Here is a 26,315-nt window from a genome sequence, read left to right on the forward strand (position 1 = left end):
TTATGCGCGTGCATCACCTGGACTGCGCCCGGATGCTGGAGATCGAGCCCGCCGACGAACCGCTGGAACCCGCCCACGGCGTCAGCCACGTCCTCGTGGTGGAGACGGACTCGTCCGGGCTCGTGCTGGTCGACGCCGGGATCGGCACCGGCGACATCGCGGACCCGTCCGGGCGGCTGATGGACGACTGGGTGGAGATGACGCAGCCCGCGCTCGATCCCGCGACGACGGCCGTGGCGCAGATCGAGGCGCTCGGCCTGTCGCCCTCGGACGTCCGGCACATCGTGCTCACGCACCTGCACCGCGACCACGCGGGCGGGCTGAGCGACTTCCCCGACGCGGCGGTGCACCTGTTCGAGGCGGAGCGGGCGGACGGCGGCAAAACCCCCGCGCAGCTCGCGCACGGCCCGAAATGGGTGACCTACGAGAGCGGGCCGGGCGACCATTGGAACGGGTTCGACGGCGTGCAGGCCCTTGACGGCATTGCGGAGGAGATCCTGCTGATCCCGCTGCACGGGCACACGCCCGGCCATGCCGGAGTCGCAGTGCGGGACGGCGACCGCTGGCTGCTGCACGCCGGCGACGCGTACATGTACCACGGCGAGGTCGACCGGCCCGAACCCGTCGTGCACCCGCTGATGGAGCTGGTGCAGGCGAGCGGCGAGGTCGACCGGGAGCAGCGGCTCGCCGGTGTCGCGCGGCTGCGCGAGCTGGCCCTCGATCCGGGCAGCGGCGTGGAGGTCTTCTCCGCGCACGACCCGTGGGAGTTCGCCCGCTACGCGTGAGTGAGGCGGTGGGCGAGGGCCGTGTGGCGGCGGCCCGCGCCCGCCGTGCGGACGGCGGCGGCGAGCGCCCGCCGCGACCCGACCAGGACGACCAGCTTCTTCGCGCGGGTGATCCCCGTGTAAAGCAGGTTGCGGCGCAGCATCATCCACGCGCCGGTCGTCAGCGGGATCACGACCGCCGGGTACTCGCTGCCCTGCGACCGGTGGATCGTGATGGCGTAGGCGTGCGCGAGTTCGTCCAGCTCGTCGAAGGCGTAGTCGATGCTCTCGTCCTCGTCGGTGCGGACGGTCAGCGACTGCTCCTCCAGGGACACGGCGGTGACGACGCCGACCGTCCCGTTGAAGACGCCCGCCTCGCCCTTGTCGTAGTTGTTGCGCAGCTGGGTGACCTTGTCGCCGACGCGGAACACCCGTCCGCCGTAGCGGCGTTCGGGACGGTCGTCGCGGTGCGGGGTCAGGGCCTCCTGGAGCTGCGCGTTCAGGGCGCCCGCGCCGGCGACGCCGCGGTGCATGGGCGTGAGCACCTGGACGTCGCGGCGCGGGTCGAGTCCGAACTTGCGCGGGATCCGGTTGGCGATGACGTCGACGGTCAGCTCGGCGGCCTCCTCCTGCTCCTCGCAGGGGAACAGGAAGAAGTCGGGGTAACCGCGGGTGTGCGGATGCTCGCCGGTGTTGACGCGGTGCGCGTTCACCACGATCCCGGACTGCTGCGCCTGCCGGAAGATCTTCGTCAGCCGGACGCGCGGGATCACCTCGGCGCCGAGCAGGTCGGCGAGCACCTCGCCCGCGCCGACGGACGGCAGCTGGTCGACGTCGCCGACCAGCAGCAGGTGCGCGCCGCGCGGGACCGCCTTGACCAGCTTGTTCATCAGGATCAGGTCGACCATGGAGCTCTCGTCGACCACGACGAGGTCGGCGTCGAGCGGGCTGTCCTGGTCGTACTTGGCGTCGCCGCCGGGCTGCAGCTGGAGCAGCCGGTGCACGGTCGCGGCCTCGTGCCCGGTGAGCTCGGCGAGCCGCTTGGCGGCGCGTCCGGTCGGCGCCACCAGGACGATCTTCGCCTTCTTCGCGGCGGCCAGCTCCACCACCGACCGGACGGTGAAGCTCTTGCCGCAGCCGGGCCCACCGGTCAGCACGGCGACCTTGGACGTCAGGGCGAGCTTGACGGCCTGCTCCTGCTCGGGCGCGAGGGCCTGGCCGGTGCGGCGCTTCAGCCAGGGCAGCGCCTTGTCCCAGTCGACGTCCGCGAACGCCTTGAGCCGGTCCTCCTTGGCGTCCAGGAGATCGCGCAGGCCGCGCGCCACCGACCGTTCCGCCCGGTGGAACGGGACGAGGTAGACGGCCGGGATCGTCGCGGCGTCCTCCCCCTCCCCCGGGATCGGCTCGCGGACGACGCCCTCCTCGCGGGCCAGCTCGTCCAGCGCCGGGACGATCAGCTCCCGCCCCACACCGAGGATCTTCTCCGCCGCCGTCACCAGGTTCGGCTCGGGCAGGAAGCAGTGCCCGTCGTCGGCGGCCTCCGACAGCGTGTACTGGAGGCCCGCCTTGATGCGCTCCGGGCTGTCATGGGGAATCCCGACTGCCTGCGCGATCGTGTCGGCGGTCTTGAACCCGATGCCCCACACGTCCGCGGCGAGCCGATAGGGCTCCTTCTGGACCGTCTCGACCGAGCGGTCGCCGTACTTCTTGTAGATGCGGACGGCCAGCGACGTCGAGACGCCGACACCCTGCAGGAAGACCATCACCTCCTTGATGGCCTTCTGCTCCTCCCACGCCTCACCGATCCGCTTGGTGCGCTTGGGGCCGAGCCCGGGGACCTCGACGAGCCGCTCCGGCTCCTCCTCGATGACCCGCAGGATGTCGGTGCCGAAGTGGCCGACCATCCGGTCCGCCATCACCGGCCCGATGCCCTTGATCATGCCGGAGCCGAGGTAGCGGCGGATGCCCTGGATCGTCGCCGGCAGCACCGTGCTGTAGGAGTCGACCTCGAACTGCTTGCCGTACTTCGGATGCGACCGCCACCGGCCGGTCAGCCGCAGGCTCTCCCCCACCTGCGCGCCGAGCAGCGCCCCGACGACGGTTAGCAGATCGTTGCCCGTCCGCTCCGTCGCGACCCGCGCGACCGTGTACCCGGTGTCCTCGTTGGCGTACGTCACCCGCTCCAGCACCGCCTCCAGCACCACCGGCCGAGGCGGTTGAGGCTGAGCCGGATTCGTCATGGAACCCATGATGTCGGAACCACCGGACACCCCGCCCCGCCTCCCGCGTTGACTTGCGGCGAGTCGTTGTTATGGCGCGTTCCAAAACAACGACTCGCCGCAACTCAACGAACGGCGTCCGGTCGGTCGAGGAAGTCGTTGATGACCTTCAGCCATTGCTCGGGCTGCTCGGCGAACGGCAGATGCCCGGTGGGCATCTCGGCGATCTCGGCGGCGGGTATGGCGGCGGCCAGCTCACGCTGCAGGGCCGGGGAGATGAGCGGGTCCGCGGTGGTGACGATGACGAGGGTCGGCGCGGCGATGCTTGCGAGGTGGCCGCGGACGTCGATCCTGCGCACCAGGTCAACCTGCTCTGAGGTGCCAGCCGGCAGAGCGGTTGCGAGCTGCTCCGTGGCGGCCCGGACCTGGGCGGGGGTGAGGGCGTTCAGTGCCGGTTCCCCGAGCGCCATCAGGTTCAGGTAGGCGGCGAGCACCGCGTGCTGACCGGTGTCGAAGAGCTGCTGCCAGATGGAGGCGGCCAGCTCGGTACGGGTGTCGGCGTGTGCGAACGTCGCGCTCAGGACAAGCGAGCTGACGCGCTCCGGGTACCGCACGGCGAGACGGATCGCGACCGGTCCGCCGAGCGAGTACCCGCTGACCGCGAAGGTGTCGAGCCCTTCGGCGTCGGCCGCCGCGACGAGCTGGTCCACCAGCTCGTCGGCCTCCAACGGGCCCGGCGCCGCCGGAGTGGCACCGGAGCCGGGGTAGTCGACCCCGACGACGGTGTGCCGCGCGGCGAGCCCTTCCATGATCGGTCCGTAGTTGGCCTCGATCCCGCCGCCAGCACCGTGGGCGAGCAGCAGACCGGGACCCTCGCCCCGGACGGTACGGGCGAAGGCGGTCGACGTCGTCATCGGGAACTCCCTTCCGAACGAGCTTTAGCGATCACTAAAGCCGGATGCGAGAACGACCGTAGCAGAGCTCTTTAGCGATCGCTACAGCGGGGCGGTAGGCTGGCGGCCATGAGCAGCGCCCGCACCCCGTCCGAGGCCGCCGCGCCGACCCGCCGCGCGTTCGACCGCGATCAGGCCCTGGCCACGGCCCTGCGCGAGTTCTGGACGCACGGGTACGACACGACGTCCATCGCCTCACTGACCGAGGCGATGGGGATCAGGCCGCCGAGCCTGTACGCCGCCTTCGGCGACAAGCGGCAGCTGTTCGAGGAGGCCGTCGACCTCTACTCGCGCACCTACGGCACCGCGCCGGCGCGCGACCTGGACGCCCGCTCGGCCATCGCCGCGATGCTGCGGCACCTCGCCACGGACTACACCGACCCGAGCCATCCGCCCGGATGCTTCATCATCAGCGCGGCGACGAACTGCGGCCCCGGCTCGCAGGACGTCAAGGCCAAGCTGCGCGCCAAGCGCGAGGAGACCAAGGCCGCGATCGCCGCCTGCATCCGCGCCGACATCGACGCGGGCCGCCTCCCCGCCACCACGGACGCCGACGGCCTGGCCGCCTTCTACGCGGCGGTCATCCAGGGCATGAACCAACAGGCCTGCGACGGCGCGACCCGCGAAACACTCCAACACATAGCCGACACCGCAATGACGGCATGGCCAACCACCGAACACGCAGCCACACCGCCCACCGAGCACAAGAAGTAAAGCGCCCAGGCACGCAGCTCACATCACGCCAGACCGCTCAAGACCCCGAGGCCCGGACGCACGCCACGAACGCCGCCCACTCTCCACGAGTGAACTCGAGGATCAGAGCAGCAGACAGCGCCTTGGAGTCACGAACGCCGACCATGCCGTCCGCAGAGCGGGCGACCTCGACGCAATTGCCGTTCGGTTCGCTGTGGCGCGACTTGCGCCAGCCGGTGTAGTGGTGGGTCATACCTCTGATCCTGCCGCGTCGGTGAGCCGGTCGGCTACCCGGCTGAGGAAGGTAAGGCTGTCTTCCGGGGGCAGCGCAGCCTTACAGAGTCGGTCGTACATCTCGACGTATCGAGCGATCTCGGCGCGTTTGGTCATTATGACGTCGGTGGTGACGGTGTCGATGACGGCCATCGACGGGTCACCGGGCTCAGGGAAGGTGTAGAGGGAGAAGGAAGACTTGGGCAGGAAGCCGCCGGGGACAGGACGGTCGGCGGAAAGCACTTGGATAGTGATCCTTTCTTCGGCCTCGACCAGGTCGACCAGGCGACGGAGTTGGGCGGCCTTCACCGCTGGCGGGATGGCGAGTCGGTGGAGCATCGTCTCGTCCAGCACCGCCCCGTAGGCCGGGCCGTCTTCGGCGAGTAGGCGCGCCTGGCGAAGGGTGCGAGCTTCGGCCATACGTTCGGGACGGTAAGCGAGCGGTCCTTGGCACGCGTCCAACTCGATGAGCGCCTCGATGAACTCGGCTGTCTGGAGAGCGGCGGGCATCGCAGTCTGGTCGTAGCTGCGGATGGTGTCTGCGCCCGATTCGAGGTCGGCGTAGAGCTTCTGCCGGGGGCCCATGGAGTCGCCGAAGCGGTCCCACCAGCGTTTCTCTCCGGCGTCGCGCGTCAGGCGGACGATCCTCTCGTGCTCGCGGCCCGTGACCTCCAGGACGTCCAGGATGCTCATGATCTCGATGAGGTCGGGGCGCACCTGGGCGTTCTCCAGGCGGGTGATCTTCGTGCGGGACATGTACACCCGGCCGGCGAGGTCGTCGCTGGTCATGTTCCGCTCTTCGCGGATCTTGCGGAGTTCGGCCGCGAGCCTGCGGCGGCGAACGTAGGGGCTCGGCATGAGCCGCCTCCCTCTGATCAGGTCGATCACCGTACGTGAATGGTCAACAACTTTCTGAAGTCGACTCCGAGCTGCAACCTACTGACCGCATACGGTCACGACTGTTCTGCCTACGCAGGTCACTGGGTTGCTGTGCGAATTCGCACGTGCGGGTTTCGCACGTGCGGGATCCGCATGTGCGGAGACGTCCTGTGCCGATCGGCCTGCCGGAGGGCATTGGTGGACGATTCTTCGTGCTCGTTCAGTGGCCGGTTGTGACGATGTGGGGGTGGAGGGCGGCGGGTGCCGATCGCTCCGCAACCGTTCGTCCTCATCACGAGCAGAGGTGATCAGATGACCCCCGCGACGCTTCTCGCCGCCGAGCCGGTGCCGCTGTGCTGGCGCCGTTCGTTTCCCGGCGCGGCCGAGCAGGCCCGCGCCGTCCGCCGGTTCGTCGGGTGCCTGCTGGACGGCTTCCCGCGGCTGGACGACGTCCTTCTCGCCGCCGACGAACTCGTCGTCAACGCGCTGCGGCACACCGAGTCGGGCCGGTGCGGCGGACGGTTCACGGTCGAGGTCGCGCATGCGTACGACCACGTCCGCGTGTCGGTGAGCGACCAGGGCGGGCCTGGCGAGCCCGTGTGCCGGGAGGCCGGCGAGCTGGACGAGTCCGGGCGCGGGCTGCGCACCGTCTCCCTCACCGCCGCGAGTTGGGGATGGCACGGCAACGACCGGGGCCGCACCGTGTCCGCCGTGTTCGCCGGGAAGTGGTCGGCGTGAAGGGGCAGGCGTCCTGGGCGCACGGCCAGGTCCACCAGCGCGTCCACTCCGTCATGACCGCCGCGATGCGCGCCGACGCCAGGACGATCGACACAGCGCTCCTGCAACTCGGCGACGGAGGTCTCGACCCGTACAGCCGGGAGTTCGTGCGCGAGGCGCGGCGGCTGGTGCTCGCCTGCACGGCCGCGCTGACCTGCGTATTGTCCGCGCACCGGCCCGGCGCCGGGCCGGGCGGCGACGAGATCTGCCGGGGCTGCGGCACGTCCGGCTGCCGGACGCTGCACGGCGTCGCGGACGTCCTCGCCGCCTACGCCGTCCGTCCGGTGACGATCGACCGGGCCGAGGCGTGGCGCCGCGCCGACGCCTGGTTCAACCGGGACGGCGACCCGGCACCCGTCGCGATCGCGGAGTTCGCCGATGGCTTCGCGGCCTGGCGGGTCCCGGACGAGACCGCACAGGTCATCGTCATCGTCATCGACCGCGAACGCGGAACGCTCACGCTCTGGCCCCCGCTCCCCCTCGACACCCTCGCCCGCGAGTACCGCACATATCGCCGCGCCGATCAGCAGACGCGTTGAGTTGCGGCGAGTCGTCGTTATGCGGCCGCCCATAACGACGACTCGCCGCAAGTCAACGGGGTGCGGCGGTCGGCGTGCGAGGGGCGGGAGCGGGTTTCTTGATCGGGAGCGGAACATGCAGGTCACCGGGGTCGGGAAGTGATCTTGACGGCCGGGGCGTGGCCGGATCCGGCTGCGATTCTGGATCTTCCGTTGATCGCGACGTACGTTCCGGGCGCACCCGTACCGCACGTACTGGGAGGTAACGCTGGTGTTCCGCTCCCGAACCCCGGCACTGGCGGCCCTGAGCGCCGCCGCCGTCACTCTCGCAGCCGCCGCCCTCGACGCCGCACCCGCCACCGCGCAGCCCGCGGCCGGGAACGATCCAATCGCCGGCTTCACCGCGCAGAACTCCCGCTGGCAGCGCCAGTACGAGAAGCTGTTCAGCGCGATCCCGTCGGCCGCGAAGGCCCGCGCGCTCGACGCCGAGCTGGCGAGCGAGCCCGCCGTCACCACCACGACCGGCGACCGGCACCGCGTCGAGCGGATCGTCCGGCAACTCCGCTCCTACGGCCTGAAACCCGAGGTCAAGACCTACTACGCCTACACGTCGCTGCCGAAGAAGGTCAGCCTCCAGATGACGGCGCCGCGCCGCGCGGTGCTGCCCGTCAAGGAGAAGCGGCGTCCCTGGCAGCAGCACTGGGACGAGGTCATCCCGGCGCACAACGGGCTGTCGCCGTCCGGGAACGTGCGGGGCCAGGTCGTCTACGCCAACTACGGCCGCCCGCAGGACTTCGAGCAGCTCGACAAGGCCGGCATCTCGGTCAAGGACAAGATCGTCCTGGTCCGCTACGGGCAGGTGTTCCGCGGCGTCAAGCCGCGCGAGGCCGCCAAGCGCGGCGCCAAGGGCGTGCTCATCTACTCCGACCCGGCCGACGACGGCTTCACCAAGGGCGCGGTGTACCCGGACGGGCCGTGGCGCGCGCCGGACGGCATCCAGCGCGGCAGCATCGCGCAGATCCAGCTCGCGTCCGGCGACCCGCTGACCCCCGGCTGGTCGGACGACTCGCCGAACACCCGGCGGCTCAAGCCGTCCGAGGCGCCGATGCTGAGGGGGCTCGTCCCGACGCTGCCGATCTCCTACGGCGCCGCCGAGCCGCTGCTGCGCTCGCTGACCGGCGCGCAGGCGCCGGAGGACTGGCAGGGCGGCCTGCCGTTCACCTACCGGATCGGCCCGGGCGGCACGCAGGCGCACCTGGACCTGACGAACACCTTCCAGGTCCGCAAGCTCTGGGACGTCACCGTGAAGATCCCAGGCAGCGAGCGTCCCGACCAGGAGGTCGTGCTCGGCGCGCACCATGACGCGTGGGTGTACGGCAGCGACGACAACCTGTCCGGCACGGAGAACGTCCTGCAGATCGGCCGTGCTCTCGGCACGCTGCTCAAGCAGGGCTGGCGGCCTAAGCGGACGGTCGTCCTCGCCACCTGGGACGGCGAGGAGTACGGGCTGTTCGGCTCCACCGAGTACGCCGAGCAGCAGGCCGAGCGGCTCCGCAACGCCGTCGCGTACGTGAACATGGACGGCGCGGGCGGCTCCCACTTCGGGGCCGACGCGACGCCCGCGCTGGACCAGTCCGTCATCGACGCGGCCAAGGAAGTGGCCTGGCCCGGCACCAGCGGGACCGCCTACGACGCGTGGAAGGCCCAGAACGACGGCAAGACGCCGATCGACCGCATCGGCGGCGGCTCGGACTTCCAGGCGTTCTTCCAGCGCTACGGCGTGCCCGCGATGAACCTCGGGTCCTCCTCGACGGGCTCGTCCGGCAACTACCACTGCTCGTGCGACGACTTCTACTGGATGTCGCACTTCGGCGACCCGACGTGGGAGTACCACGCGGCGATGTCGCGGCTCGTCGGCATCGCGACGCTGCGGCTCGCCGACGCCGACGTCATCGCCATGCGGTACGCGCCGTACGCCGCCGAGACCGCGCAGTACCTGACCGCGTTCACCGACCAGCAGCGCAAGCAGCTCGGCAAGGTGGTCGTGGACGTGTCCCGCGACATCGACCAGGCCAAGGCGTGGCAGAAGGCCGCCGACGCGTTGCAGGCGCGCGCGCAGCAGGCCCTCGGCAGGGGCGACACGGCGGAGTTCCGGCGGCTGAACGCAAAGCTCATGCAGGACGAACGGGACCTGCTCACCCAAGCCGGGCTGCCGGGACGCCCGTGGTACCGGCACCAGATCTACGCCCCCGGCATGGACACCGGCTATGCCACGCAGCGCCTTCCGGGCCTGAACGACGCCCTGTTCCTCCAGAACGACCCGGCGACCGCGAAGGCCTACGAGGCGCGCCTGTACACCTCCCTCCGCGCGGCCACCCGCACCCTCACCCCGTAGGCGCTCCGAGCCGGGCCGCGCGGGCAGTCAGGTCCGCGCGGCCCGGCCGGGGGTCTCGCCCTTCGCCACCTCCAGGACGCCGGTCTCGGTGACCAGCGCGGTCACCAGGCGGGCCGGGGTGACGTCGAACGCGGGGTTGAACCCTTCGGCGCCGCCCGGAGCCGTCCGCGTCCCGCCCCAGGCCAGCACCTCGTCGGGGTCCCGTTCCTCGATCGGGATCCGGTCGCCGGACGCGAGCGCGAGGTCGACGGTGCTCCACGGCGCGGCGACCACCAGCGGGATGCCCACCGCCGCGCACGCCAGCGCGACGCCGACCGAGCCGATCTTGTTGGCGGTGTCGCCGTTGGCGGCGATCCGGTCGGCGCCGATGACCGCGACGTCGACCAGCCCGCGCAGGACGGTGCTCGGCGCGGCGCCGTCCGCCTGCACCAGGCAGGGGATCCCGGCCCGGACCAGCTCCCACGCCGTCAGCCGGGCGCCTTGCAGCAGCGGGCGCGTCTCGTCGGCGTAGACCTTCTCGACCCGGCCCCGGCCGTGCAGTTCGCGGACGACGCCGAGCGCGGTCCCCCATCCGGCGGTCGCGAGGGCGCCGGCGTTGCAGTGGGTGAGGATGCGCAGCGGACGGTCCGGCGTGCGGGCGGTGATCCAGTCCGCGCCGAACGCTCCGATCGCGCGGTTGCCCCGGACGTCCTCGTCCAGCACGGCCTGCGCCTCGGCGACCACGGCGTCCACGCCCTTGCCGACCAGCGCCGCGGCCCGGTCGACGCCGGCGGCCAGGTTCACCGCGGTGGGCCGCGCCTCGCGGACCCGGGCGATCGCCGCGCCGCGCGCCGCGTCGTCCCAGCCCTCCCGCTCGGCCTGGAGCATCGCGATCGCGACGCCGAACGCGCCCGCCACGCCGAGCGCGGGCGCGCCGCGCACCACCAGCCGCCGGATCGCGTCCACGAGTCCCTCGACGTCGCGCACCACCACGTGCTCGACGCGCCCGGGGAGCACGGTCTGATCCAGCAGCCGCAGCCCGTCCCCGGCCCATTCCACGGTCCGCACGTCGTCCGTCATATCGCCCATTCTGCCTCCCGGGCGGCGCGAAGCCTTACCCGGCAGGGCTTTGCGGCCTTCGCGACCACGCCGGTCATCCATACCGTGACCTGCGGTAACTTGACACGGGTCGAACTCTTGTTCGAGATTGGACGCAGAGCGCGCGAGAGGAGGGACGACCGTGCCGGAGGCGGCGCTGCGGGACCTGGCGAGGTCGCTGGAGCACGCGTCCGCGCCGCCCGCCCGCGCGGTCCCGCTGCTGCCCGCGCTGCGCCCGGTGGTCCCCGGCGGGCTGCGCCCCGGCTCGGTGGTCGGGCTGGACGGGCCCGGCGCGGCCTCGCTCGCCCTCGCGCTCGTCGCGGGCGTCTCCCGGCACGGCGGCGAGGACGGCTCCGGCGGCTGGTGCGGGATCGTCGGCGTCCCGTCGTTCGGGGTCGTCGCCGCCGAGGGGATGGGCGCCGAGCCCGAACGCCTCCTGCTGGTCGACGACCCCGGCGACCGCTGGCCCGACGTGGTCGCCGCGCTGGCCGAGGCGGTCGAACTGGTGCTGCTGTGCCCGCCCGAGCGTCCCGGCGCCGCCGCCGTCCGCCGGCTGTCGGCCCTCGCCCGCAAGCACGGCTGCGTCCTCACGCTGACCGGGCCGTTCGCCCGCGACTGGCCGGGCGTCCGGCTGCGCCTGCGCCTGGACGGGATCGCCTGGGAGGGCGTCGGCGACGGCCACGGGCGCCTGCGCGGCCGGCGCGTGCAGGTGGTCGCCGAGGGCCGCGACGCTCCAGGCCGGGGCCGCCGCGCCCATCTGTGGCTGCCCGCCCCCGACGGCAGCGTCAGGCCCGCCGCCCCGGTGCGGCCGCCGCTGGAGATCGTCCCGCCGCCCGCGGTGAAGGACGGCGCGCCCGTGCACACCCGCCGCGACGGCGAAGCGGCCGTCGTCCGCATCCGGGAGGGGATCGCGTGACGCGGGTGCTGGCGGTGTGGTGCCCGGACTGGCCCGTGACCGCGGTCGGGGTGGAGGCCGCCACGGCGGGGGCCGTGGTGGTGCAGGGGCGGATCGCGGCGTGCTCGGCGGCGGCGCGGGCCGAGGGCGTCCGGCGCGGGCAGCGGTTGCGCGACGCGCAGCGCCGCTGCCCCGACCTGGTGGTGCGGGAGCGCGACACCGACGCGGAGGGGCGGTTGTTCGAGGCCGTCGTCGAGGCGGTCGCGGAGCTGGCGCCGAGGGTGGAGGTGGTGCGGCCGGGGCTGTGCGCCATCGCGGCGCGCGGGCCTGCCCGGTTCTACGGCGGTGAGGAGGCGCTGCGCGTCCTGGTGCAGGACACGGTCGTGGAGGCCGGGTACGACTGCGGGTCCGGGATCGCGGACGGGTTGTTCGCCGCCGAGCTGGCAGCGCGCGCCGGGCAGGGCGGCGTGGTGGTGCCGGAGGGCGGCGCGGCGGCGTTCCTGGCGCCGTATCCGCTGTCGGTGCTGGACCGTCCGGAGCTGGCCGACCTGCTGCGGCGGCTCGGGATCGCGACGCTGGGCGCGTTCGCGGCGCTGCCGTCCGGGCACGTCGCGGGCCGGTTCGGGACGGACGGGGCGCTGGCGCACCGGCTGGCGCGGGGCGAGGAGCCGCGGCCGATCGCGCCGGTCCGCGCGGCGGCGGACCTGTCGGTGCGGGCGGCGTTCGACCCGCCCGCCGAGCACGCCGAGCAGGTGGTGTTCACGGCGAAGCGGCTGGCGGACGAGCTGCACGAGGGGCTCGCGGCGGGCGGGCTGGCGTGCGTGCGGCTGGAGGTCGAGGTCGGGTTCGCCGACGGGCACGTGCTGCGGCGGCTGTGGCGGCATGACGGGCGGTTGTCGGCCCTCGCGGTCGCAGAGCGGGTGCGGTGGCAGCTGTCGGCTTGGCGGGACGGGCGCCCGGCGGCGGGCACCGACCCCGAGGGCATCGAGGCGCCCGCCGAAGAGGAGGCCGTGTGGGGCGGTGTGACGTGGCTGGAGCTGGCGCCCGACCAGCTCGTCCCGGACGGCGGCCGGCAGGAGGCGCTGTGGGGGCGGACCGCCGTCACCGACCGCGTCGCGCGGGCCGCCGACCGGATCCAGGGGCTGCTCGGCCACGGCGCGATCACCCGGCCGGTGCCGGCGGGCGGGCGCGGACCGGGCGAGCAGGTCGTCCGGGTCCCGGTCGGGGACCTGCCGCCGGCGGGCCTGCCGGACGGGCCGTGGCCGGGCCGCCTGACCGCGCCCGCACCGGCTGTGGTGCCGCCGGCGGCGCCGGAGGCGGAACTGTTCGACGCGTCCGGGGCGCCGGTGATGGTGTCGGCGCGGTGCGCGGTGTCGGCGCCGCCGGCCGCGCTGGTGGTCGGCGGCCGTCCGGCGGCGGTGACGGCCTGGACGGGCCCGTGGCCGGCGGACGAGCGCTGGTGGGACCCGGCGAAAGCGCGGCGCCGCGCCCGCTTCCAGGTCGTCACCGAGGACGGCTCCGCCTACCTCCTCGCCGTCGAGGGGCGGCGCTGGCACGTGGAGGCCACCTATGACTAGGCGGGTGGGCTGTGGGGTGGCATAACCCGCCGATCTCGTGGCGGGAGTTCGAGGAGAAGCTGTCGTGGCGTCCCGCCGAGCGCATCCCGCAGGAGGCGCCGGACGAGCCGGAGGCGCCGCGCCGCGCGGAGGGCGGCGTGCCGTGGGCGGAGCTGCACGTCCATTCGTCGTTCAGCTTCCTCGACGGCGCCAGCTCCCCGGACGCGCTGGTCGCCGAGGCGGCGCGGCTCGGCGTGGAGACGATGGCGGTCACCGACCACGACGGCATGTACGGGGCGGTGCAGTTCGCGCAGGCGGCGAGCGAGTCGGGCATCGGGACGGTGTTCGGTGCGGAGCTGAGCCTCGGGCTGCCCGGCCCGCAGACCGGGGAGCCCGACCCGGCGGGCCGGCACCTGCTGGCCCTGGCCAGGGGCCCGGAGGGCTACGCGCGGCTGTGCTCGGCGATCACGGCGGCGCAGCTCGCGGGCGGGCGCAAGGGCCGTCCGGTGTACGACCTGGACGCGCTCGCGGACGCGCACGGCGGGCACTGGGCCGTGCTGACGGGTTGCCGCAAGGGGCCGGTTCCGGCGGCGCTGGAGTCCGGCGGCCCCGAGGCGGCCGAGCGCGAACTGCGCCGGATGGTCGACATGTTCGGCCGCGAGAACGTCTTCGTGGAGCTGGTCGACCACGACCAGCCGGACGACGACGAGCGCAACGACGTCCTGTTCGAGCTGGCCGGACGGGTCGGGGCGGACGTCGTCGCGTCCAACAACGTGCACTTCGCAGCACCCGGCGCCGACGCGCGCCTCGCGCAGGCGATGGCGGCGGTGCGGGCGCGGCGCAGCATGGACGACATGGTCGGGTGGCTGCCCGCGAGCGGCACCGCGCACCTGCGCAGCGGCGCGGAGATGGCCGCGCGGCTGGCGCGCTTTCCCGGCGTGTTGGAACGCACGGTGGAGCTGGGCCGCGAGTGCCGGTTCGGGTTCGACGTGGTCGCGCCCCGGCTGCCTGACTGGCCCGTCGGGGACGGCCACACCGAGGCGAGCTGGCTGCGGCACCTGGTGAAGGAGGGCGCGCTGAAGCGGTACGGCCCGCCCGACAACGAGAAGGTGTCGGGCGCGTACGCGCAGATCGCCAAGGAGCTGGACGTGATCGAGCAGCTCAAGTTCCCGGGCTACTTCCTGATCGTCCACGACATCGTGGAGTTCTGCCGGAGCAAGGGGATCCTGTGCCAGGGACGCGGTTCGGCGGCGAACTCGGCGGTCTGCTACGCGCTCGGCATCACCGGCGTCGACGCCGTCCGGCACGGGCTGCTGTTCGAGCGGTTCCTGTCCCCCGGACGCGACGGCCCGCCCGACATCGACCTCGACATCGAGCACAAGCGCCGCGAGGAGGCCATCCAGTACGTCTACCGCAAGTACGGGCGCGAGTGCACGGCGCAGGTCGCCAACGTCATCAGCTACCGGCCGCGCATGGCCGTCCGGGACGCGGCGCGCGCGCTCGGCTTCTCCCCCGGCCAGCAGGACGCCTGGTCCAAGAGCATCGACCCGCGCGACCCGGTCGGCTCCGAGACCGACATCCCCGCGCCGGTCATGGAGCTGGCCGACCGGATGCTGACGCTGCCCCGGCACCTCGGCATCCACTCCGGCGGCATGGTCATCGCGGACCGTCCCGTCGGCGAGATCTGCCCGATCGAGTGGGCGACGATGCCGAACCGCAGCGTCCTGCAATGGGACAAGGACGACTGCGCGGCGGCCGGGCTGGTGAAGTTCGACCTGCTCGGCCTCGGCATGCTCGCGGCCCTGCACGACTGCTTCGACCTGGTCGCCGAGCACCACGGGCAGCGGCACGACCTCCAGTCGATCCCGCCGGAGGACCCCGAGGTCTACGAGATGCTGTGCGACGCCGACACCGTCGGGGTGTTCCAGGTCGAGTCGCGCGCGCAGATGGCGACGCTGCCCCGGCTGCGGCCGCGCGAGTTCTACGACCTGGTGGTGGAGGTCGCGCTGATCCGCCCCGGCCCGATCCAGGGCGGGTCCGTCCACCCGTACCTGCGGCGCCGCAAAGGCCTGGAGCCGGCGACGTGCCCGCACCCGCTGATGGAGCCGGCGCTGCGGCGGACGCTCGGCGTCCCGCTGTTCCAGGAGCAGATGATGCAGCTCGCCGTGGACTGCGCCGGGTTCACCCCGAACGAGGCCGACCAGCTGCGGCAGGCGATGGGCGCCAAGCGCGCGCCCGAGCGCGTCGAGCGGCTCCGCAAGCGGCTGCTGGACGGGATGGCCGAGCGCGGCATCCCGGCCGACATCGCCGAGAGCGTCTACGAGAAGATCCTCGGCTTCACCGGGTTCGGGTTCCCCGAGTCGCACGCGCAGAGCTTCGCGCACCTGGTGTACGCGAGCGCGTGGCTGAAGCGGCACTTCCCCGCCGCGTTCACGGCGGCGCTCGTCCGCAACCAGCCGATGGGGTTCTACAGCTCGCAGTCGCTGCTGGCGGACGCGCGGCGGCACGGCGTCGTCGTCCGGGGCGTCGACATCAACGCCAGCGACGTCCACCCGACGCTGGAGGAGCCCGTCGAGGTCGAGTCGGACCATCCGCACGCGCCCGCCGCGCCGCAGCCCGCGATCCGCGTCGGCCTCGCCGGCGTCCGCAACCTCGGCGACGACACCGCCGAGCTGATCGCGGCCGGACGCCCCTACGCGAGCATGGAGGACCTGGCCCGCCGCGTCCCGCTGTCGGCGGCGGCCCTGGAGGCGCTCGCGACCGCCGGGGCGTTCGATCGCCTCGGCCTGACGCGCCGCGAGGCGCTGTGGGCGGCGGGCGCGCTCGCCGGCACCGGGCCCGGGCAGCTCGAAGGCGTCACGCCCGGCGCGTCCGCCCCGGCGCTGCCGCCGATGACGCCGATCGAGGAGACCCTCGCCGACCTGTGGGCGACCGGCGTCTCCCACACCCATCCGGTCGCGCACGTCCGCGAGGCGCTGGACGAGCTGGGCGCGCTGTCGTCGCAGCGCCTCGCCGCGACGCCGTCCGACACCAACGTCGTCGTCGCCGGGCTGGTCACGCACCGGCAGCGCCCGCCGACCGCCGGCGGCATCGTGTTCATGACGCTGGAGGACGAGACCGGCATCATCAACGTCGTCTGCCCGCCGCAGGTGTTCCAGCGGCACCGGGGCCTCGCCGTCGACTCCCAGGCGCTGCTGGTCGGCGGGCGCCTCGAACGCGCCGACGGCGTCACCAACGTCCGCGCCACCCGGCTGCGCCGGCTCCCCGTCCCCGGCAAGGTCCGCGCCCGCAACTTCCACTGACCGGAGGCCGAACCCGGGCACTGCCCGGCGCGTCCGATGTGTGTCATCGTTGTCACGGAGAGGGTCGCGTGCCGCCGTTGGGGGCGGCCGCCAAGGCGCGGCTCCGGCGAAAGGCTGATCGCCGATGGAGAGCCCACGGTCGCATCCAGGGTCCGCCGCGCCCGCGCCGCGCGAGCTACGGCCGGACGACCCCACCCGGGTCGGGCGGTACGAGATCGAGGCCAGGATCGGCGAGGGCGGGATGGGCGCGGTGTACCTCGGCCGCGACCCCGGCGGGCGGGCCGTCGCCGTCAAGGTCGTCCGCCCGGACCTCGCCGGCAACAAGATGTTCCTCGCCCGCTTCCACGACGAGGCCGCGCACGCCGAGCGCGTCGCGTCGTTCTGCACCGCGCAGGTGCTGGAGCACGGCGAGGACCTCGGCCTGGCCTACCTGGTCACCGAGTACATCGAGGGGCCGTCGCTGCTCGACCACGTCACCGGCACCGGGCCGCTGTCGCCGGGGATGCTGCACGGCGTCGCGGTCGGCGTGGCCGCCGCGCTGGTCGCGATCCACAGCGCGGGCCTGGTGCACCGCGACCTCAAGCCGAGCAACGTGCTGCTGTCCATCTCCGGCCCCCGCGTGATCGACTTCGGCATCGCGCGGGCGCTGGACGCGGCGTCCTCGCACACCCGCACCGGGCAGGTCGTCGGCACCCCCGGCTGGTTCGCGCCCGAGCAGATCACCACCCAGCGCATCACCCCCGCGGTGGACGTGTTCGCCTGGGGCTGCCTGGTCGCCTTCGCCGCGAGCGGCCGCAACCCGTTCGGGCAGGGCTCCTTCGAGCTGCTGGCGGCGCGCGCCGTCCATGCCGAACCGGAGCTGGGCGCGCTGCCGGACTCGCTGTCACGGCTGGTGCGGGCCGCGCTGCGCAAGGACCCCGAGCAGCGGCCGAGCGCCCGCGACCTGCTGCTCGCCCTGGTCGGCGGCTCCGGAGAGGCCGACGTGTCGCAGACCCTCGGCGCGTCCTGGACGACGCCGCTGGTGCCCCGCCCGGACGTCACGTCCCGCGACCCCGGCGCCGTCCCGGCCCCGCCCCTGCCCCGGCCGCACCCGCAGACCGCGCCCGCGCACGAACGCCGGCAGCAGGCCCCCATGCCCGCCACCGAACGGCACCAGCAGGTCCCGCACCAGGAGACGGTGCCGTCCCGCGAGATCGCCCCGCATCCCGTCACGGTGCCTCAGCAACGGCGCGACCGGCCCGACCGGCGCAGGACGGCCCTCGCCGCGGGCGCCGCCGCCCTCGTCGTCGCCGCGATCGCGGCGGGCAGTGCCTACTTCCTCACCCGCCCCGACGACCACGGCGCCCACGCCAACACCGGCTCCACCGCGAAGGCCGCCGGCGGCTTCCCGACCGGCCCGATGCTCGTGCGGATCGACACCGCCTCCGGATGGCCGAAGGAATGCCACGCCGACATCGGCACCTACACGCCCGGCGCCGCGGCGCCCACCACCCTCGTCGGCGGGCCGGCCTGCGACACGCTCCCGGAGCGGTCACCGGACCACAGGTACATCGCGTTCAGCCGGTCGGTCGACGGGAACACCTCCGCGCAGGTCGCGAACGCCGACGGCTCCGGCGTGCACAAGGTCGCCGACATCGCGGGCGGCCGGGTGACCTGGTCGCCCGACGGCACCCGGCTGGCCTACATGGGCGGCTCCGGCGGCACCCACCAGATCTACACCGTCGCCCTCGCGGACGGCACGGTCACCCGGCTGACCGACGACGACTCGGCGAAGGACGACCCGATGTGGTCGACCACCGGACGGATCGTCTTCTGGAGCAAGAAGGACGGCGCCGAGCAGATCTACACCCTCGACCCCGACCACCCGTCCAAGCCCTGGGTGCGGGTGACCCACGACGACGTCCGCTCCGTCGACCCCGAATGGTCGCCGGACGGCTCGAAGATCGCCTACACGCGCGGCGCCTCCGCGACGAGCGACATCTGGGTGATGAACGCCGACGGATCCGGCGGCCACGCCCTCACCCGCGGCGGCGCGCACGACATGGACCCCGGCTGGTCCCGCGACGGCCGCTGGATCTGCTACGTCAGCGGCCCGGTCGGCACCCCGGAGATCCACGCCGTCCGCGCCGACGGCACCGGCGACCGCGTCGTCACCCCGCCCGGCAAGGTCCTCGGCCACCCGAGCTGGTCGTAGGGGCGGGTCAGCCGCCGAGGGAGTCCAGGCGGCGCAGGATCACGCCCTCGCGCAGCGCCCAGGGGCAGATCTCCAGCTCCTTGGCCTCGAACAGGTCCATCGCCGCGTCGGCGACGATCGCGCCCGCGAGGAGCTGGGGGGCGCGCGACTCCGACACCCCGGGCAGCTCCGCGCGCTCGGCGGACGTCAGCTTCGCGAGCTTCTCCGTCCACTCGGTGAGGTCGGCGTCCTGGAGGACGCGCCGCTGGTACGGTCCCTCGGCCGACGGCGCCGCGCCCGCGATCCGCGCGAGCTGCCGGAACGTCTTGGACGTCGCCACCGCGTGATCGGCGGGCCCGTACCGGGACACGTCCCCGACATGCCGGGCGATCTCCGCGCGGACGTACCGGCGCAGCGCGCGGACCTCCCCGGCGGGCGGCGGGTCGGCGGTGAACCAGTCGCGGGTGAGCCGGCCCGCGCCGAGCGGCAGCGAGAACGCCGCGTCCGGCTCCTCGTCGATGCCGGACGCGACCTCCAGCGAGCCGCCGCCGATGTCGACCACCAGCAGCCGCCCGGACGACCAGCCGAACCAGCGGCGCACGGCCAGGAACGTCAGCCGCGCCTCGTCCTCGCCCGACAGCACGTCGATGCCGACCTGCTTCTCCCGCCGGATCCGGTCGAGGACCTCCTCGCCGTTGGCGGCGTCGCGGACGGCGGAGGTGGCGAACGCGACCAGGTCCTCGACGCCCTTGTCCTCGGCGACCTGCAGGGCCTCGTCGACGAACTCGCGGAGCAGGCCCTCGCCGCGCTCCGACAGCCGGTCGCCGTCCTCCAGGTGCGCGGCGAGCCGCAGCTCCGCCTTGTGGGAGAACGCGGGGATCGGGCGCGCCCCCTGATGGGCGTCCACCACCAGCAGGTGCACCGTGTTCGAACCCACGTCCAGCACGCCGAGTCGCATGCTCCGACGCTATCGGACACCCGGCCGGCCGGAACGTCAGACCAGCCTGAACGGGGACGCAACACCCGTACCGCTACGGTGGGGCCCATGGACGGGCACGAGGCGCGGCGCTGGCGGGTGCCGCCCAAGGTCGTCGTGGTCAAGTGCGCGGCGGCCGTCGCGGTCGGGGCGCTGGCCGCGCTGAGCGCCGGCGACTCGCAGCGGCTGCTGCTGGCGGGCGTCGCGGCGCTCGGCCTCGCGGTCGTCGCGCTGCGCGACCTGCTGGCGCCCGTCCGGGTGGCGGCCGACCGCGAGGGCGTCACCGTCGTCGCCGGCTACTCGGGGCACCGCCGCATCCCGTGGGGCGCGGTGACCGCGATCCGGGTGGACGAGCGGCGCCGGCTGCTGCTCCACACCCGGATGCTGGAGATCGAGACCGCCGACGACCTGCACCTGTTCAGTGCCTTCGACCTCGGCGCCGACGTCCACGACGTCGCCGACGACCTCTACCACCTGCGCGCCCGCACCACCCGCTGACCCCGACCACCAGCGCCCCTCCTCTTGCCTCCGGCGGCCCCGGCGTTCCATGCTGCGTCATGCGTCTGAAGCATCTTGGCCTGCCGGTCCGTGACGTGCAGCGCAGCCGGCGGTTCTACGAGACCTACTTCGGATTCGACCCCGCCTCCGCGCGAGGGGGCGGCGGCACGATCATCATCCGCAACGCCGACGGCGTGGCCCTCGCCCTCCACGGCGGCAAGGACATCGGGCCGCCGCCCGCCTTCGTCCACTTCGGCTTCCAGCTCTTCGCGCCCGAGGAGGTGACAGATCTGCTCACCCGGATGCGGGCGGACGAAGTGGACATCATCGAGCAGTATGACGATCCAGGCTGCGTCTCGTTCACCTGCACAGACCCGGACGGTCACCGAATCGAGGCGTACTGGGAGGTCTCCGGTGCCCTGACGGGCTTTTGACGGCCTGCGTCGCGGCGGCTCCGGACGAGCCGCACCTTGACCCCCGACGATCACCTGCTCGACTTCGAGGTTGTGACACACGCACTCAGGCGGGGAGGTCTTCGGTGGTCGGGTAGGAGGTCTGGGCGCCGGGTTTGCGGACGGCGGCGGCGCCGACGCGGGTGGCGTAGCGGGCCGCGTCCGGCAGGGAGTCGCCGCGGGCCAGGCGCAGGCAGAGCGCGGCGGTGAACGCGTCGCCCGCGCCGGTGGTGTCGACGGCCTCCACCTTCGGCGACGGGATGGGTGTCGTGCCGTTGGCGTCGGCGACCACGACGCCGTCGGCGCCGAGGGTGATGACGGCCGAGCGGGGGCCGGAGCGCAGGAGTGCTTCCGCCATCTCGTCGGGTTCGCCGGGGCCGCCCAGCAGCCAGGCGGCCTCGTGCTCGTTGACCACGAGGGGGTCGCAGAGCGCGAGGACCTCGTCGGGGACGGGCGCGGTCGGCGACAGGTTCAGCACGACGCGGGCGCCCGCCGAGGCCGCCGCGCGGGCGGCGGCCTCGATCGCGGGCATCGGCACCTCGAGCTGGAACGTCACCACGGACGCGGCGGCGATCATGTCGCGGGCCGCGGCGACGTCCTCGGGGGTGAGCCGGGCGTTGGCGCCGGGCGAGACGATGATGCTGTTGTCGCCGTCCGGCCCGACGGTGATCAGCGCGACGCCGCTCGGACCGGGCGTGACCGCCAGGTGCGCCAGGTCGACGCCGGCGCCGGCGAGCGCGTCGCGCAGCAGCGCGCCGTGCCCGTCGTCGCCGATCCGGCCGACGATCCCGACCCGGCCGCCGAGCCGTGCCGCGGCGACGGCCTGGTTGGCGCCCTTGCCGCCCGGGTGGGTGGCGAGGTCGGAGCCGAGGACGGTCTCCCCCGGCGCGGGCCGCCGGTCCACGCCGACCACCAGGTCCGCGTTGACCGAGCCGACCACGACGACGTCGTACTGATCGGGCACGACACTCCCCTTCTACTGCGTGGCGAACTGGGCGGCGTTCTCCGGCGTGGCGATCTTCACCGGCACCGGGGCGTTGGCGACCAGCTTGCCGCCCTTGGCGGCCTTGAGCGCGCTGTCGACGGCCATCTTGCCGAGCAGCCGGGGCTGCTGGGCGACGGTCGCGTTCAGCGTCCCGTCCTGGACGGCCTTGATGCCGTCCGGCGTGCCGTCGAAGGCGACCACCTTGATCTGCTTGCCGGCCTTGCCGCCGAGCGCCTTGATCGCGCCGAGCGCCATCTCGTCGTTCTCGGCGAACACCCCGTTGATGTCGGGGTGGGACTGGAGCAGGTTCGTCATGACGTCCAGGCCCTTGGTGCGGTCGAAGTCGGCGGGCTGCTTGGCGACGACCTGGATGCCGGGGTACTGCTTGAGGCCCTCGGTGAAGCCCTGCCCGCGCTCGCGGGAGGCGGAGGTGCCCGGCTGGCCCTGGATCACCACGATCTTGCCCTTGCCGCCCAGCAGCTTCGCCATCTGCGCGGCGGCGTCCTTGCCGCCCGCGATGTTGTCGGATGCGACGAGCTGCTCGACCTTGGCGCCGTTGACGGTCCGGTCGGCGGCGACGACGGGGATGCCGGCCCGGTTGGCGGCCTTCACCGCGGGCGCCGCGGCGTCGGAGTCGACCGGGTTGACGACGATCGCCTTCATCCCCTGGCTCGCGTAGTTCTGCACCTGGTTGACCTGCTGCGACGCGTCGTTCTGCGCGTCGCTGACGGTCAGCTTCACGCCGACCTTCTTCGCCTCGTCCTGCGCGCCCTGGCGGAACTGGACGAAGAACGGGTTGTTCAGCGTGGACACCGACAGCCCGATCTTCACCGAGCCGCCGCCCGCCGCGCCGCCGGACTTGGAGTCGTTGCCGCCGGTGGTGGCGACGACCGCGGCGAGCGCGACGATGACCGCGACGACCGCGGCGCCGCCCGCCCAGAACGTCGCCGGGCGGACCCGCAGGCCGCGCCGCCGGACGGTGTCCAGCAGCACCGCCGCCGCGATCACGATCCCGATGACGACCTGCTGCCAGAACGCCGACACCGACAGCAGGTTCAGGCCGTTGCGCAGGACCGCGAGGATAAGCGCGCCGACCAGGGTGCCGAACGCCCGCCCCTTGCCGCCGGACAGGCTCGCCCCGCCGATGACGACGGCGGCGATCGCGTCCAGCTCGTAGCCGTTGGCGGCCTGCGGCTGCGCCGAGGCCAGCCGGGAGGCCAGCACGATCCCGGCGACGGCCGCGAACGCGCCGGACAGCGCGTAGGTGACGAGCTTCTGCCGGTCCACCCGGATGCCCGACAGCCGCGCCGCCTCCTCGTTGCCGCCGATCGCGTACATGGCGCGGCCGCTGTAGGTGCGGGCGAGGATCAGCGCGGTCAGCAGCCCCATCACGATCATCACGATGACCGGGACGGGCAGGTACTCGCCGATCGTGTCGCCCAGATGGCTCACCGCGCCGGGGAACGCGATCGGGCTGCCGTCGGAGATCACCAGCGCCAGGCCGCGCGCGACACCGAGCATCGCCAGCGTCGCGATGAACGGCGGCAGCTTCCCGTAGGTGATCAGCACGCCGTTGAGCAGGCCGGCGACGACGCCGACCACGACCGCGGCGGCCAGCGCGAGCGGCCACGGCACCCCGTGCTGCGTCGCCGTCCAGCCGAGCACGACCGCCGACAGCGCGGCGACCGCGCCGACCGACAGGTCGATCCCGGCGGTGACGATGACGAACGTGGAGCCGAACGCCAGGATCGCGACGACCGCCGCCTGCACCCCGACGTTCAGCAGATTGGTGACCGTCAGGAAGTCGCCGGACGCGATGGCCAGCGCGACGACCAGGATGATCAGCCCGGCCAGCGCGCCGTTCTCGCCCAGCAGCCGGCCCGCGGCCTGCGCCGCGCCGCCGGACCGCGGCCCCTGCGGCCGCTTGCGCAACGTCTCAGTGGACATCGTCGTTCTCCTCCGCGTTCCCATCGGCACTGCCCGGACCGGCGACGGCCAGCGCCATCACCGCGTCCTGCGTCGCCTCGGCCGCCGGCAGCTCGCCGGCCAGCCGCCCCCGCGCCATCACCAGCACCCGGTCGCTCATCCCCAGCACCTCGGGCAGGTCGCTGGAGATCATGAGCACCGCGTGCCCGGAGGCGGTGAGGGTGTTGATCAGCTCGTAGATCTCGACCTTCGCGCCGACGTCGATGCCGCGCGTCGGCTCGTCCAGCACGAGCACCTTCGCGTCGGCGAGCAGCCACTTGCCGATCACGACCTTCTGCTGGTTGCCGCCCGACAGCGTGCGGACCTCCTGCCGCAGCCCGCTCATCCGCACGTTCAGCTTCCCGGCGATCTCGCCGGCGTCCTTGCGCTGCCCGGCCCGGTCGACGAGCCCGCCGCGGCTGAACCGGCCCAGCGTGACCAGCCCGAGGTTCTCCTGGACGTCGGCGCCGAGCACCAGGCCCTGGCCCTTGCGGTCCTCGGGGACGAGCCCGAGCCCGGCCTCCATCGCCGCGTGGACGTCGCCGGGCGGCAGCGACCGGCCGTCCACGATCACCTCGCCGCGGTCGGGGCGGTCCGCGCCGAATATCGTGCGGGCGACCTCGGTGCGCCCGGCGCCGACCAGCCCGGCCAGCCCGACCACCTCGCCCGCGCGCACCTCGAACGACACGTCCTCGAACACGCCGTCGCGGGTGAGGCCCTTGACCTGGAGCAGCGGCGGGCCGGCCTCGGTGCGCTCGCGCGGGTACTGCTGGTCGATCGAGCGGCCGACCATCAGCCGGACCAGCTCGTCGCGGGGCGTGTCCGCCGGGACCTCGGCGACGGACCGGCCGTCGCGCAGCACCGTCACCCGGTCCCCGATCCGCGGGATCTCCTCCAGGTGGTGGGTGATGAAGATGACCGCGACGCCCTGCTCGCGGAGCCGCGCGACGATCCCGAACAGCCGGTCGACCTCGCCGGTGGTGAGCACCGCGGTCGGCTCGTCCATGATCAGCACGCGGGCGTCCAGGCTCAGCGCCTTGGCGATCTCCACCATCTGGCTGCGCGCGATGCCGAGGCCCGCCATCCGGTCGTCCGGGTCGGCCTCGACGCCGACCCGCGCGAGCAGGTCCCGCGCGGCGGCGTTCATCGCCCTGCGGTCGAGGAGCCCGAACCGGCGCGGCTGGCGGCCGAGGAACAGGTTCTCCGCGACCGTCAGCTCCGGGACCAGGTTGAACTCCTGGTAGATGGTCGCGATGCCGAGCCGCGCGGCGTCCTGGGCCGTGCGGATCTGCACCGGCCTGCGATCCACTTCTATCGTCCCCGCGTCGGGACGGTGCGCGCCGGACAGCGTCTTGATCAGCGTGCTCTTGCCGGCGCCGTTCTCGCCGAGCAGCACGTGCACCTCGCCGGGCCGCAGGCCGAAGTCGACGCCGTCGAGCGCGAGCACGCCCGGGAACGCCTTGCGCAGCCCGCGCACCCGGAGGATCTCCCCCCGGTCCGGCAGCTCGTCGGCAGGCAGGCTCATGGGCGGCCACTCCCTTCCCTCTCGTTGCCTTCCGCACCGGGTTCGCCGCAGGAGCGCCGGACGACCAGCCGCGCGTCCAGCACGACGGGCTCCACCGGACGGCCCCCGATCCGCTCCAGCAGCGCGCGCACCGCGCGCCGCCCGAGCTCCTGGACGGGCTGGCCGATCGCGGTGACCGGCGGGTCCACATGGGTGAACCACGGGACGTCGTCGTAGGAGGCGATCCCCACGTCCCCGGGGACCGCCAGGCCGCGGGCGCGGATCTCGTCCAGCGCGCCGAGCGTCATGAGGTTGTCGCCCGCGACGATCACCTCGGGCGGTTCGGGCAGGTCCAGCAGCCGCGCGGCGGCGGCCCGCCCGCTGGCCGCCTGGAAGTCGCCGGCCTCCAGGTACTCAGGGCGGACCGGCAGCCCGGCGGCGCGCAGCGCGGCCCGGAACGCCGCGGTCCGCTCGCGGCCGGTCGACAGCAGCGCGGGCCCGGACACGAACGCGACCCGCCGGTGCCCGAGCGCCGCCAGGTGCGATACCAGCTCGCCGATCGCGGCGGTGCCGTCGGCGCGCACCGTCGGCACGTCCAGGCCGGGCAGGGTGCGGTCGAGGAACACCAGCGGGGCGCCGCCGGCGACGACGTCGCGGACCAGCGGCGTGATCTGCGCGGTCGGGCACAGCAGCAGCCCGTCGACCCGCTGCTCCAGCAGGGTCCGGACGTAGTGGTCCTGGCGTTCGGGCCGCTCGTCGGCGTTGCCGATGACGACCGAGTAGCCGGACGCGCGCGCCTGGTCCTCGATCGCGCGGGCCAGCTCGGTGAAGAACGGGTTGAGGATGTCGCCGATGACCAGCCCGATCGTGCGGGTGGTGTCGGTGCGCAGCGAGCGCGCGACGGCGTTCGGCCGGTAGCCCAGCTCGTCCACCGCCGCCAGGACGCGGATCCGCGTCGCCTCGGTGACCGGCGCGCTGTCGTTGAGGACGCGCGAGACGGTCGCGACGGAGACGCCGGCGAGCCGCGCGACGTCCTTGACCCCGGCCAAGGCCCACCTCCTCGCGGACGATGGTGTAATCGTTTACACGGTGTTCTTGTAAACGTTTACACGACGCGCCGCATTCCCGCAAGCGCCGAACGCCCGAAATGTTCCGCCGACCCCCGCCGCCCCCGTCCGGACGCGCACCTCAGTCGGCGTGCAATTCGGCCAGGTCGAGCACGCCCGCCAAGTCCTCGACGGTGGCGTAGTAGCCGACGATCGCGCCGTCCCTGGTCACCAGGAACGCGTCCCGGCCGCGCACGCCGGCGAGGTCGGCCCACACGCGGTGCGCGCCCGTCAGCCGCACCGCCGTCACCCGCAGCCCGCCCGGCCCCGTCCAGCTTGCTTGATCATCCCCCATGCACCGAACGCTACGCTGCGTGACTTTTCGTGATCGACGCAGGTCGGAGCCAGCTGTCCG

The 26,315-nt window shown here is 73.4% G+C and carries 22 protein-coding genes; 11 read left to right on the forward strand and 11 right to left on the reverse strand.

Annotation, left to right across the window (positions count from 1 at the left end):
- Positions 1 to 2: 2 nt before the first annotated feature.
- Positions 3 to 785, forward strand: coding sequence for an MBL fold metallo-hydrolase (locus QP089_RS43530; protein ID WP_285920427.1), 783 nt, complete (start codon positions 3 to 5; stop codon positions 783 to 785).
- On the opposite strand, the gene recD2 is transcribed toward QP089_RS43530, so the two are convergent.
- Entirely contained in the window at positions 776 to 3,004 is a 2,229-nt protein-coding gene (gene recD2, locus QP089_RS43535) for an SF1B family DNA helicase RecD2 (protein ID WP_285920428.1), read from the reverse strand. The two genes, QP089_RS43530 and recD2, sit on opposite strands and share 10 nt — an antisense overlap.
- A 104-nt stretch (positions 3,005 to 3,108) precedes the next feature.
- Positions 3,109 to 3,897, reverse strand: coding sequence for an alpha/beta fold hydrolase (locus tag QP089_RS43540; protein ID WP_285920429.1), 789 nt, complete (start codon positions 3,895 to 3,897; stop codon positions 3,109 to 3,111).
- A 108-nt stretch (positions 3,898 to 4,005) separates the two neighbouring features.
- On the opposite strand from QP089_RS43540, the gene QP089_RS43545 reads away from it, so the two are divergent.
- Positions 4,006 to 4,650: a TetR/AcrR family transcriptional regulator gene (locus tag QP089_RS43545; RefSeq protein WP_285920430.1), complete on the forward strand. Its 645-nt coding sequence runs from the start codon at positions 4,006 to 4,008 to the stop codon at positions 4,648 to 4,650.
- Positions 4,651 to 4,687: 37 nt separating this feature from the next.
- Here QP089_RS43545 and QP089_RS43550 read toward each other — a convergent pair whose 3' ends face one another.
- Both QP089_RS43550 and QP089_RS43555 read right to left on the reverse strand, forming a co-directional pair.
- Positions 4,688 to 4,882, reverse strand: coding sequence for a DUF397 domain-containing protein (locus tag QP089_RS43550; RefSeq protein ID WP_285920431.1), 195 nt, complete (start codon positions 4,880 to 4,882; stop codon positions 4,688 to 4,690).
- Positions 4,879 to 5,790, reverse strand: a complete 912-nt coding sequence (locus tag QP089_RS43555; RefSeq protein WP_285920432.1) for a helix-turn-helix domain-containing protein — start codon at positions 5,788 to 5,790, stop codon at positions 4,879 to 4,881. Before QP089_RS43555 ends, QP089_RS43550 begins: the two co-directional genes overlap by 4 nt.
- A 303-nt stretch (positions 5,791 to 6,093) precedes the next feature.
- Between QP089_RS43555 and QP089_RS43560 the strand changes: the two genes are divergently transcribed.
- The 3 genes from QP089_RS43560 to QP089_RS43570 all read left to right on the forward strand — a co-directional run bounded on the left by QP089_RS43560 (position 6,094) and on the right by QP089_RS43570 (position 9,471).
- On the forward strand, positions 6,094 to 6,519 hold the full coding sequence (locus QP089_RS43560; protein WP_285920434.1) for an ATP-binding protein: 426 nt from the start codon (positions 6,094 to 6,096) through the stop codon (positions 6,517 to 6,519).
- Positions 6,516 to 7,097 (forward strand): SUKH-4 family immunity protein, encoded by a 582-nt coding sequence (locus QP089_RS43565; RefSeq protein WP_285920435.1) that lies wholly within the window; start codon positions 6,516 to 6,518, stop codon positions 7,095 to 7,097. The genes QP089_RS43560 and QP089_RS43565 overlap by 4 nt, the downstream gene beginning before the upstream one ends.
- A gap of 250 nt (positions 7,098 to 7,347) precedes the next feature.
- Positions 7,348 to 9,471: a M28 family peptidase gene (locus QP089_RS43570; protein WP_285920436.1), complete on the forward strand. Its 2,124-nt coding sequence runs from the start codon at positions 7,348 to 7,350 to the stop codon at positions 9,469 to 9,471.
- A gap of 27 nt (positions 9,472 to 9,498) precedes the next feature.
- Here QP089_RS43570 and mtnA read toward each other — a convergent pair whose 3' ends face one another.
- Complete coding sequence (gene mtnA, locus QP089_RS43575; RefSeq protein ID WP_285920437.1) at positions 9,499 to 10,530, reverse strand: S-methyl-5-thioribose-1-phosphate isomerase; 1,032 nt, start codon at positions 10,528 to 10,530, stop codon at positions 9,499 to 9,501.
- A gap of 160 nt (positions 10,531 to 10,690) precedes the next feature.
- On the opposite strand from mtnA, the gene imuA' reads away from it, so the two are divergent.
- The 4 genes from imuA' (at position 10,691) to QP089_RS43595 (ending at position 18,495) form a co-directional block, all read left to right on the forward strand.
- Positions 10,691 to 11,464, forward strand: a complete 774-nt coding sequence (imuA', locus tag QP089_RS43580; protein ID WP_285920438.1) for a DnaE2-dependent mutagenesis accessory factor ImuA' — start codon at positions 10,691 to 10,693, stop codon at positions 11,462 to 11,464.
- The gene (locus QP089_RS43585; RefSeq protein WP_285920439.1) at positions 11,461 to 13,020 is read left to right on the forward strand and encodes a DNA polymerase Y family protein; all 1,560 of its coding nucleotides are present in this window, start codon (positions 11,461 to 11,463) and stop codon (positions 13,018 to 13,020) included. Before imuA' ends, QP089_RS43585 begins: the two co-directional genes overlap by 4 nt.
- 11 nt (positions 13,021 to 13,031) lie before the next feature.
- Positions 13,032 to 16,301 (forward strand): error-prone DNA polymerase, encoded by a 3,270-nt coding sequence (locus QP089_RS43590; protein WP_285920440.1) that lies wholly within the window; start codon positions 13,032 to 13,034, stop codon positions 16,299 to 16,301.
- Positions 16,302 to 16,425: 124 nt separating this feature from the next.
- Entirely contained in the window at positions 16,426 to 18,495 is a 2,070-nt protein-coding gene (locus QP089_RS43595) for a protein kinase domain-containing protein (RefSeq protein WP_285920441.1), read from the forward strand.
- 7 nt (positions 18,496 to 18,502) lie between these two features.
- Here QP089_RS43595 and QP089_RS43600 read toward each other — a convergent pair whose 3' ends face one another.
- On the reverse strand, positions 18,503 to 19,432 hold the full coding sequence (locus tag QP089_RS43600; protein ID WP_285920442.1) for a Ppx/GppA phosphatase family protein: 930 nt from the start codon (positions 19,430 to 19,432) through the stop codon (positions 18,503 to 18,505).
- Between the two features lie 87 nt (positions 19,433 to 19,519).
- On the opposite strand from QP089_RS43600, the gene QP089_RS43605 reads away from it, so the two are divergent.
- Both QP089_RS43605 and QP089_RS43610 read left to right on the forward strand, forming a co-directional pair.
- Complete coding sequence (locus tag QP089_RS43605) at positions 19,520 to 19,948, forward strand: PH domain-containing protein (RefSeq protein ID WP_285920443.1); 429 nt, start codon at positions 19,520 to 19,522, stop codon at positions 19,946 to 19,948.
- A 59-nt stretch (positions 19,949 to 20,007) separates the two neighbouring features.
- Positions 20,008 to 20,382, forward strand: a complete 375-nt coding sequence (locus QP089_RS43610) for a VOC family protein (RefSeq protein WP_285920444.1) — start codon at positions 20,008 to 20,010, stop codon at positions 20,380 to 20,382.
- 85 nt (positions 20,383 to 20,467) lie between these two features.
- Here QP089_RS43610 and QP089_RS43615 read toward each other — a convergent pair whose 3' ends face one another.
- The 5 genes from QP089_RS43615 to QP089_RS43635 all read right to left on the reverse strand — a co-directional run bounded on the left by QP089_RS43615 (position 20,468) and on the right by QP089_RS43635 (position 26,255).
- Positions 20,468 to 21,364: a ribokinase gene (locus QP089_RS43615; RefSeq protein ID WP_285920445.1), complete on the reverse strand. Its 897-nt coding sequence runs from the start codon at positions 21,362 to 21,364 to the stop codon at positions 20,468 to 20,470.
- Positions 21,365 to 21,376: 12 nt separating this feature from the next.
- On the reverse strand, positions 21,377 to 23,332 hold the full coding sequence (locus QP089_RS43620) for an ABC transporter permease/substrate-binding protein (RefSeq protein ID WP_285920446.1): 1,956 nt from the start codon (positions 23,330 to 23,332) through the stop codon (positions 21,377 to 21,379).
- A complete protein-coding gene (locus QP089_RS43625; RefSeq protein ID WP_285920447.1) occupies positions 23,322 to 24,875 on the reverse strand; it encodes a sugar ABC transporter ATP-binding protein in 1,554 nt (517 codons plus the stop codon). Before QP089_RS43625 ends, QP089_RS43620 begins: the two co-directional genes overlap by 11 nt.
- Complete coding sequence (locus tag QP089_RS43630; RefSeq protein WP_285920448.1) at positions 24,872 to 25,903, reverse strand: LacI family DNA-binding transcriptional regulator; 1,032 nt, start codon at positions 25,901 to 25,903, stop codon at positions 24,872 to 24,874. Before QP089_RS43630 ends, QP089_RS43625 begins: the two co-directional genes overlap by 4 nt.
- 139 nt (positions 25,904 to 26,042) lie before the next feature.
- On the reverse strand, positions 26,043 to 26,255 hold the full coding sequence (locus tag QP089_RS43635) for a hypothetical protein (RefSeq protein ID WP_285920449.1): 213 nt from the start codon (positions 26,253 to 26,255) through the stop codon (positions 26,043 to 26,045).
- Between the last annotated feature and the right edge of the window lie 60 nt (positions 26,256 to 26,315).

Origin of the sequence: Actinomadura opuntiae (genome assembly GCF_030283205.1) — a bacterium.
In the GTDB taxonomy this organism is placed as follows: Bacteria; Actinomycetota; Actinomycetes; order Streptosporangiales; family Streptosporangiaceae; genus Spirillospora.

Excerpts from the sequence above, each read along its gene's own strand:
- QP089_RS43530 (WP_285920427.1), top strand. The coding sequence starts at position 3 with ATGCGCGTGCATCACCTGGACTGCGCCCGGATGCTGGAGATCGAGCCC.
- recD2 (WP_285920428.1), bottom strand. The coding sequence starts at position 3,004 with ATGACGAATCCGGCTCAGCCTCAACCGCCTCGGCCGGTGGTGCTGGAG.
- QP089_RS43540 (WP_285920429.1), bottom strand. The coding sequence starts at position 3,897 with ATGACGACGTCGACCGCCTTCGCCCGTACCGTCCGGGGCGAGGGTCCC.
- QP089_RS43545 (WP_285920430.1), top strand. The coding sequence starts at position 4,006 with ATGAGCAGCGCCCGCACCCCGTCCGAGGCCGCCGCGCCGACCCGCCGC.
- QP089_RS43550 (WP_285920431.1), bottom strand. The coding sequence starts at position 4,882 with ATGACCCACCACTACACCGGCTGGCGCAAGTCGCGCCACAGCGAACCG.
- QP089_RS43560 (WP_285920434.1), top strand. The coding sequence starts at position 6,094 with ATGACCCCCGCGACGCTTCTCGCCGCCGAGCCGGTGCCGCTGTGCTGG.
- mtnA (WP_285920437.1), bottom strand. The coding sequence starts at position 10,530 with ATGACGGACGACGTGCGGACCGTGGAATGGGCCGGGGACGGGCTGCGG.
- QP089_RS43595 (WP_285920441.1), top strand. The coding sequence starts at position 16,426 with ATGGAGAGCCCACGGTCGCATCCAGGGTCCGCCGCGCCCGCGCCGCGC.
- QP089_RS43600 (WP_285920442.1), bottom strand. The coding sequence starts at position 19,432 with ATGCGACTCGGCGTGCTGGACGTGGGTTCGAACACGGTGCACCTGCTG.
- QP089_RS43605 (WP_285920443.1), top strand. The coding sequence starts at position 19,520 with ATGGACGGGCACGAGGCGCGGCGCTGGCGGGTGCCGCCCAAGGTCGTC.
- QP089_RS43610 (WP_285920444.1), top strand. The coding sequence starts at position 20,008 with ATGCGTCTGAAGCATCTTGGCCTGCCGGTCCGTGACGTGCAGCGCAGC.
- QP089_RS43620 (WP_285920446.1), bottom strand. The coding sequence starts at position 23,332 with ATGTCCACTGAGACGTTGCGCAAGCGGCCGCAGGGGCCGCGGTCCGGC.
- QP089_RS43625 (WP_285920447.1), bottom strand. The coding sequence starts at position 24,875 with ATGAGCCTGCCTGCCGACGAGCTGCCGGACCGGGGGGAGATCCTCCGG.
- QP089_RS43635 (WP_285920449.1), bottom strand. The coding sequence starts at position 26,255 with ATGGGGGATGATCAAGCAAGCTGGACGGGGCCGGGCGGGCTGCGGGTG.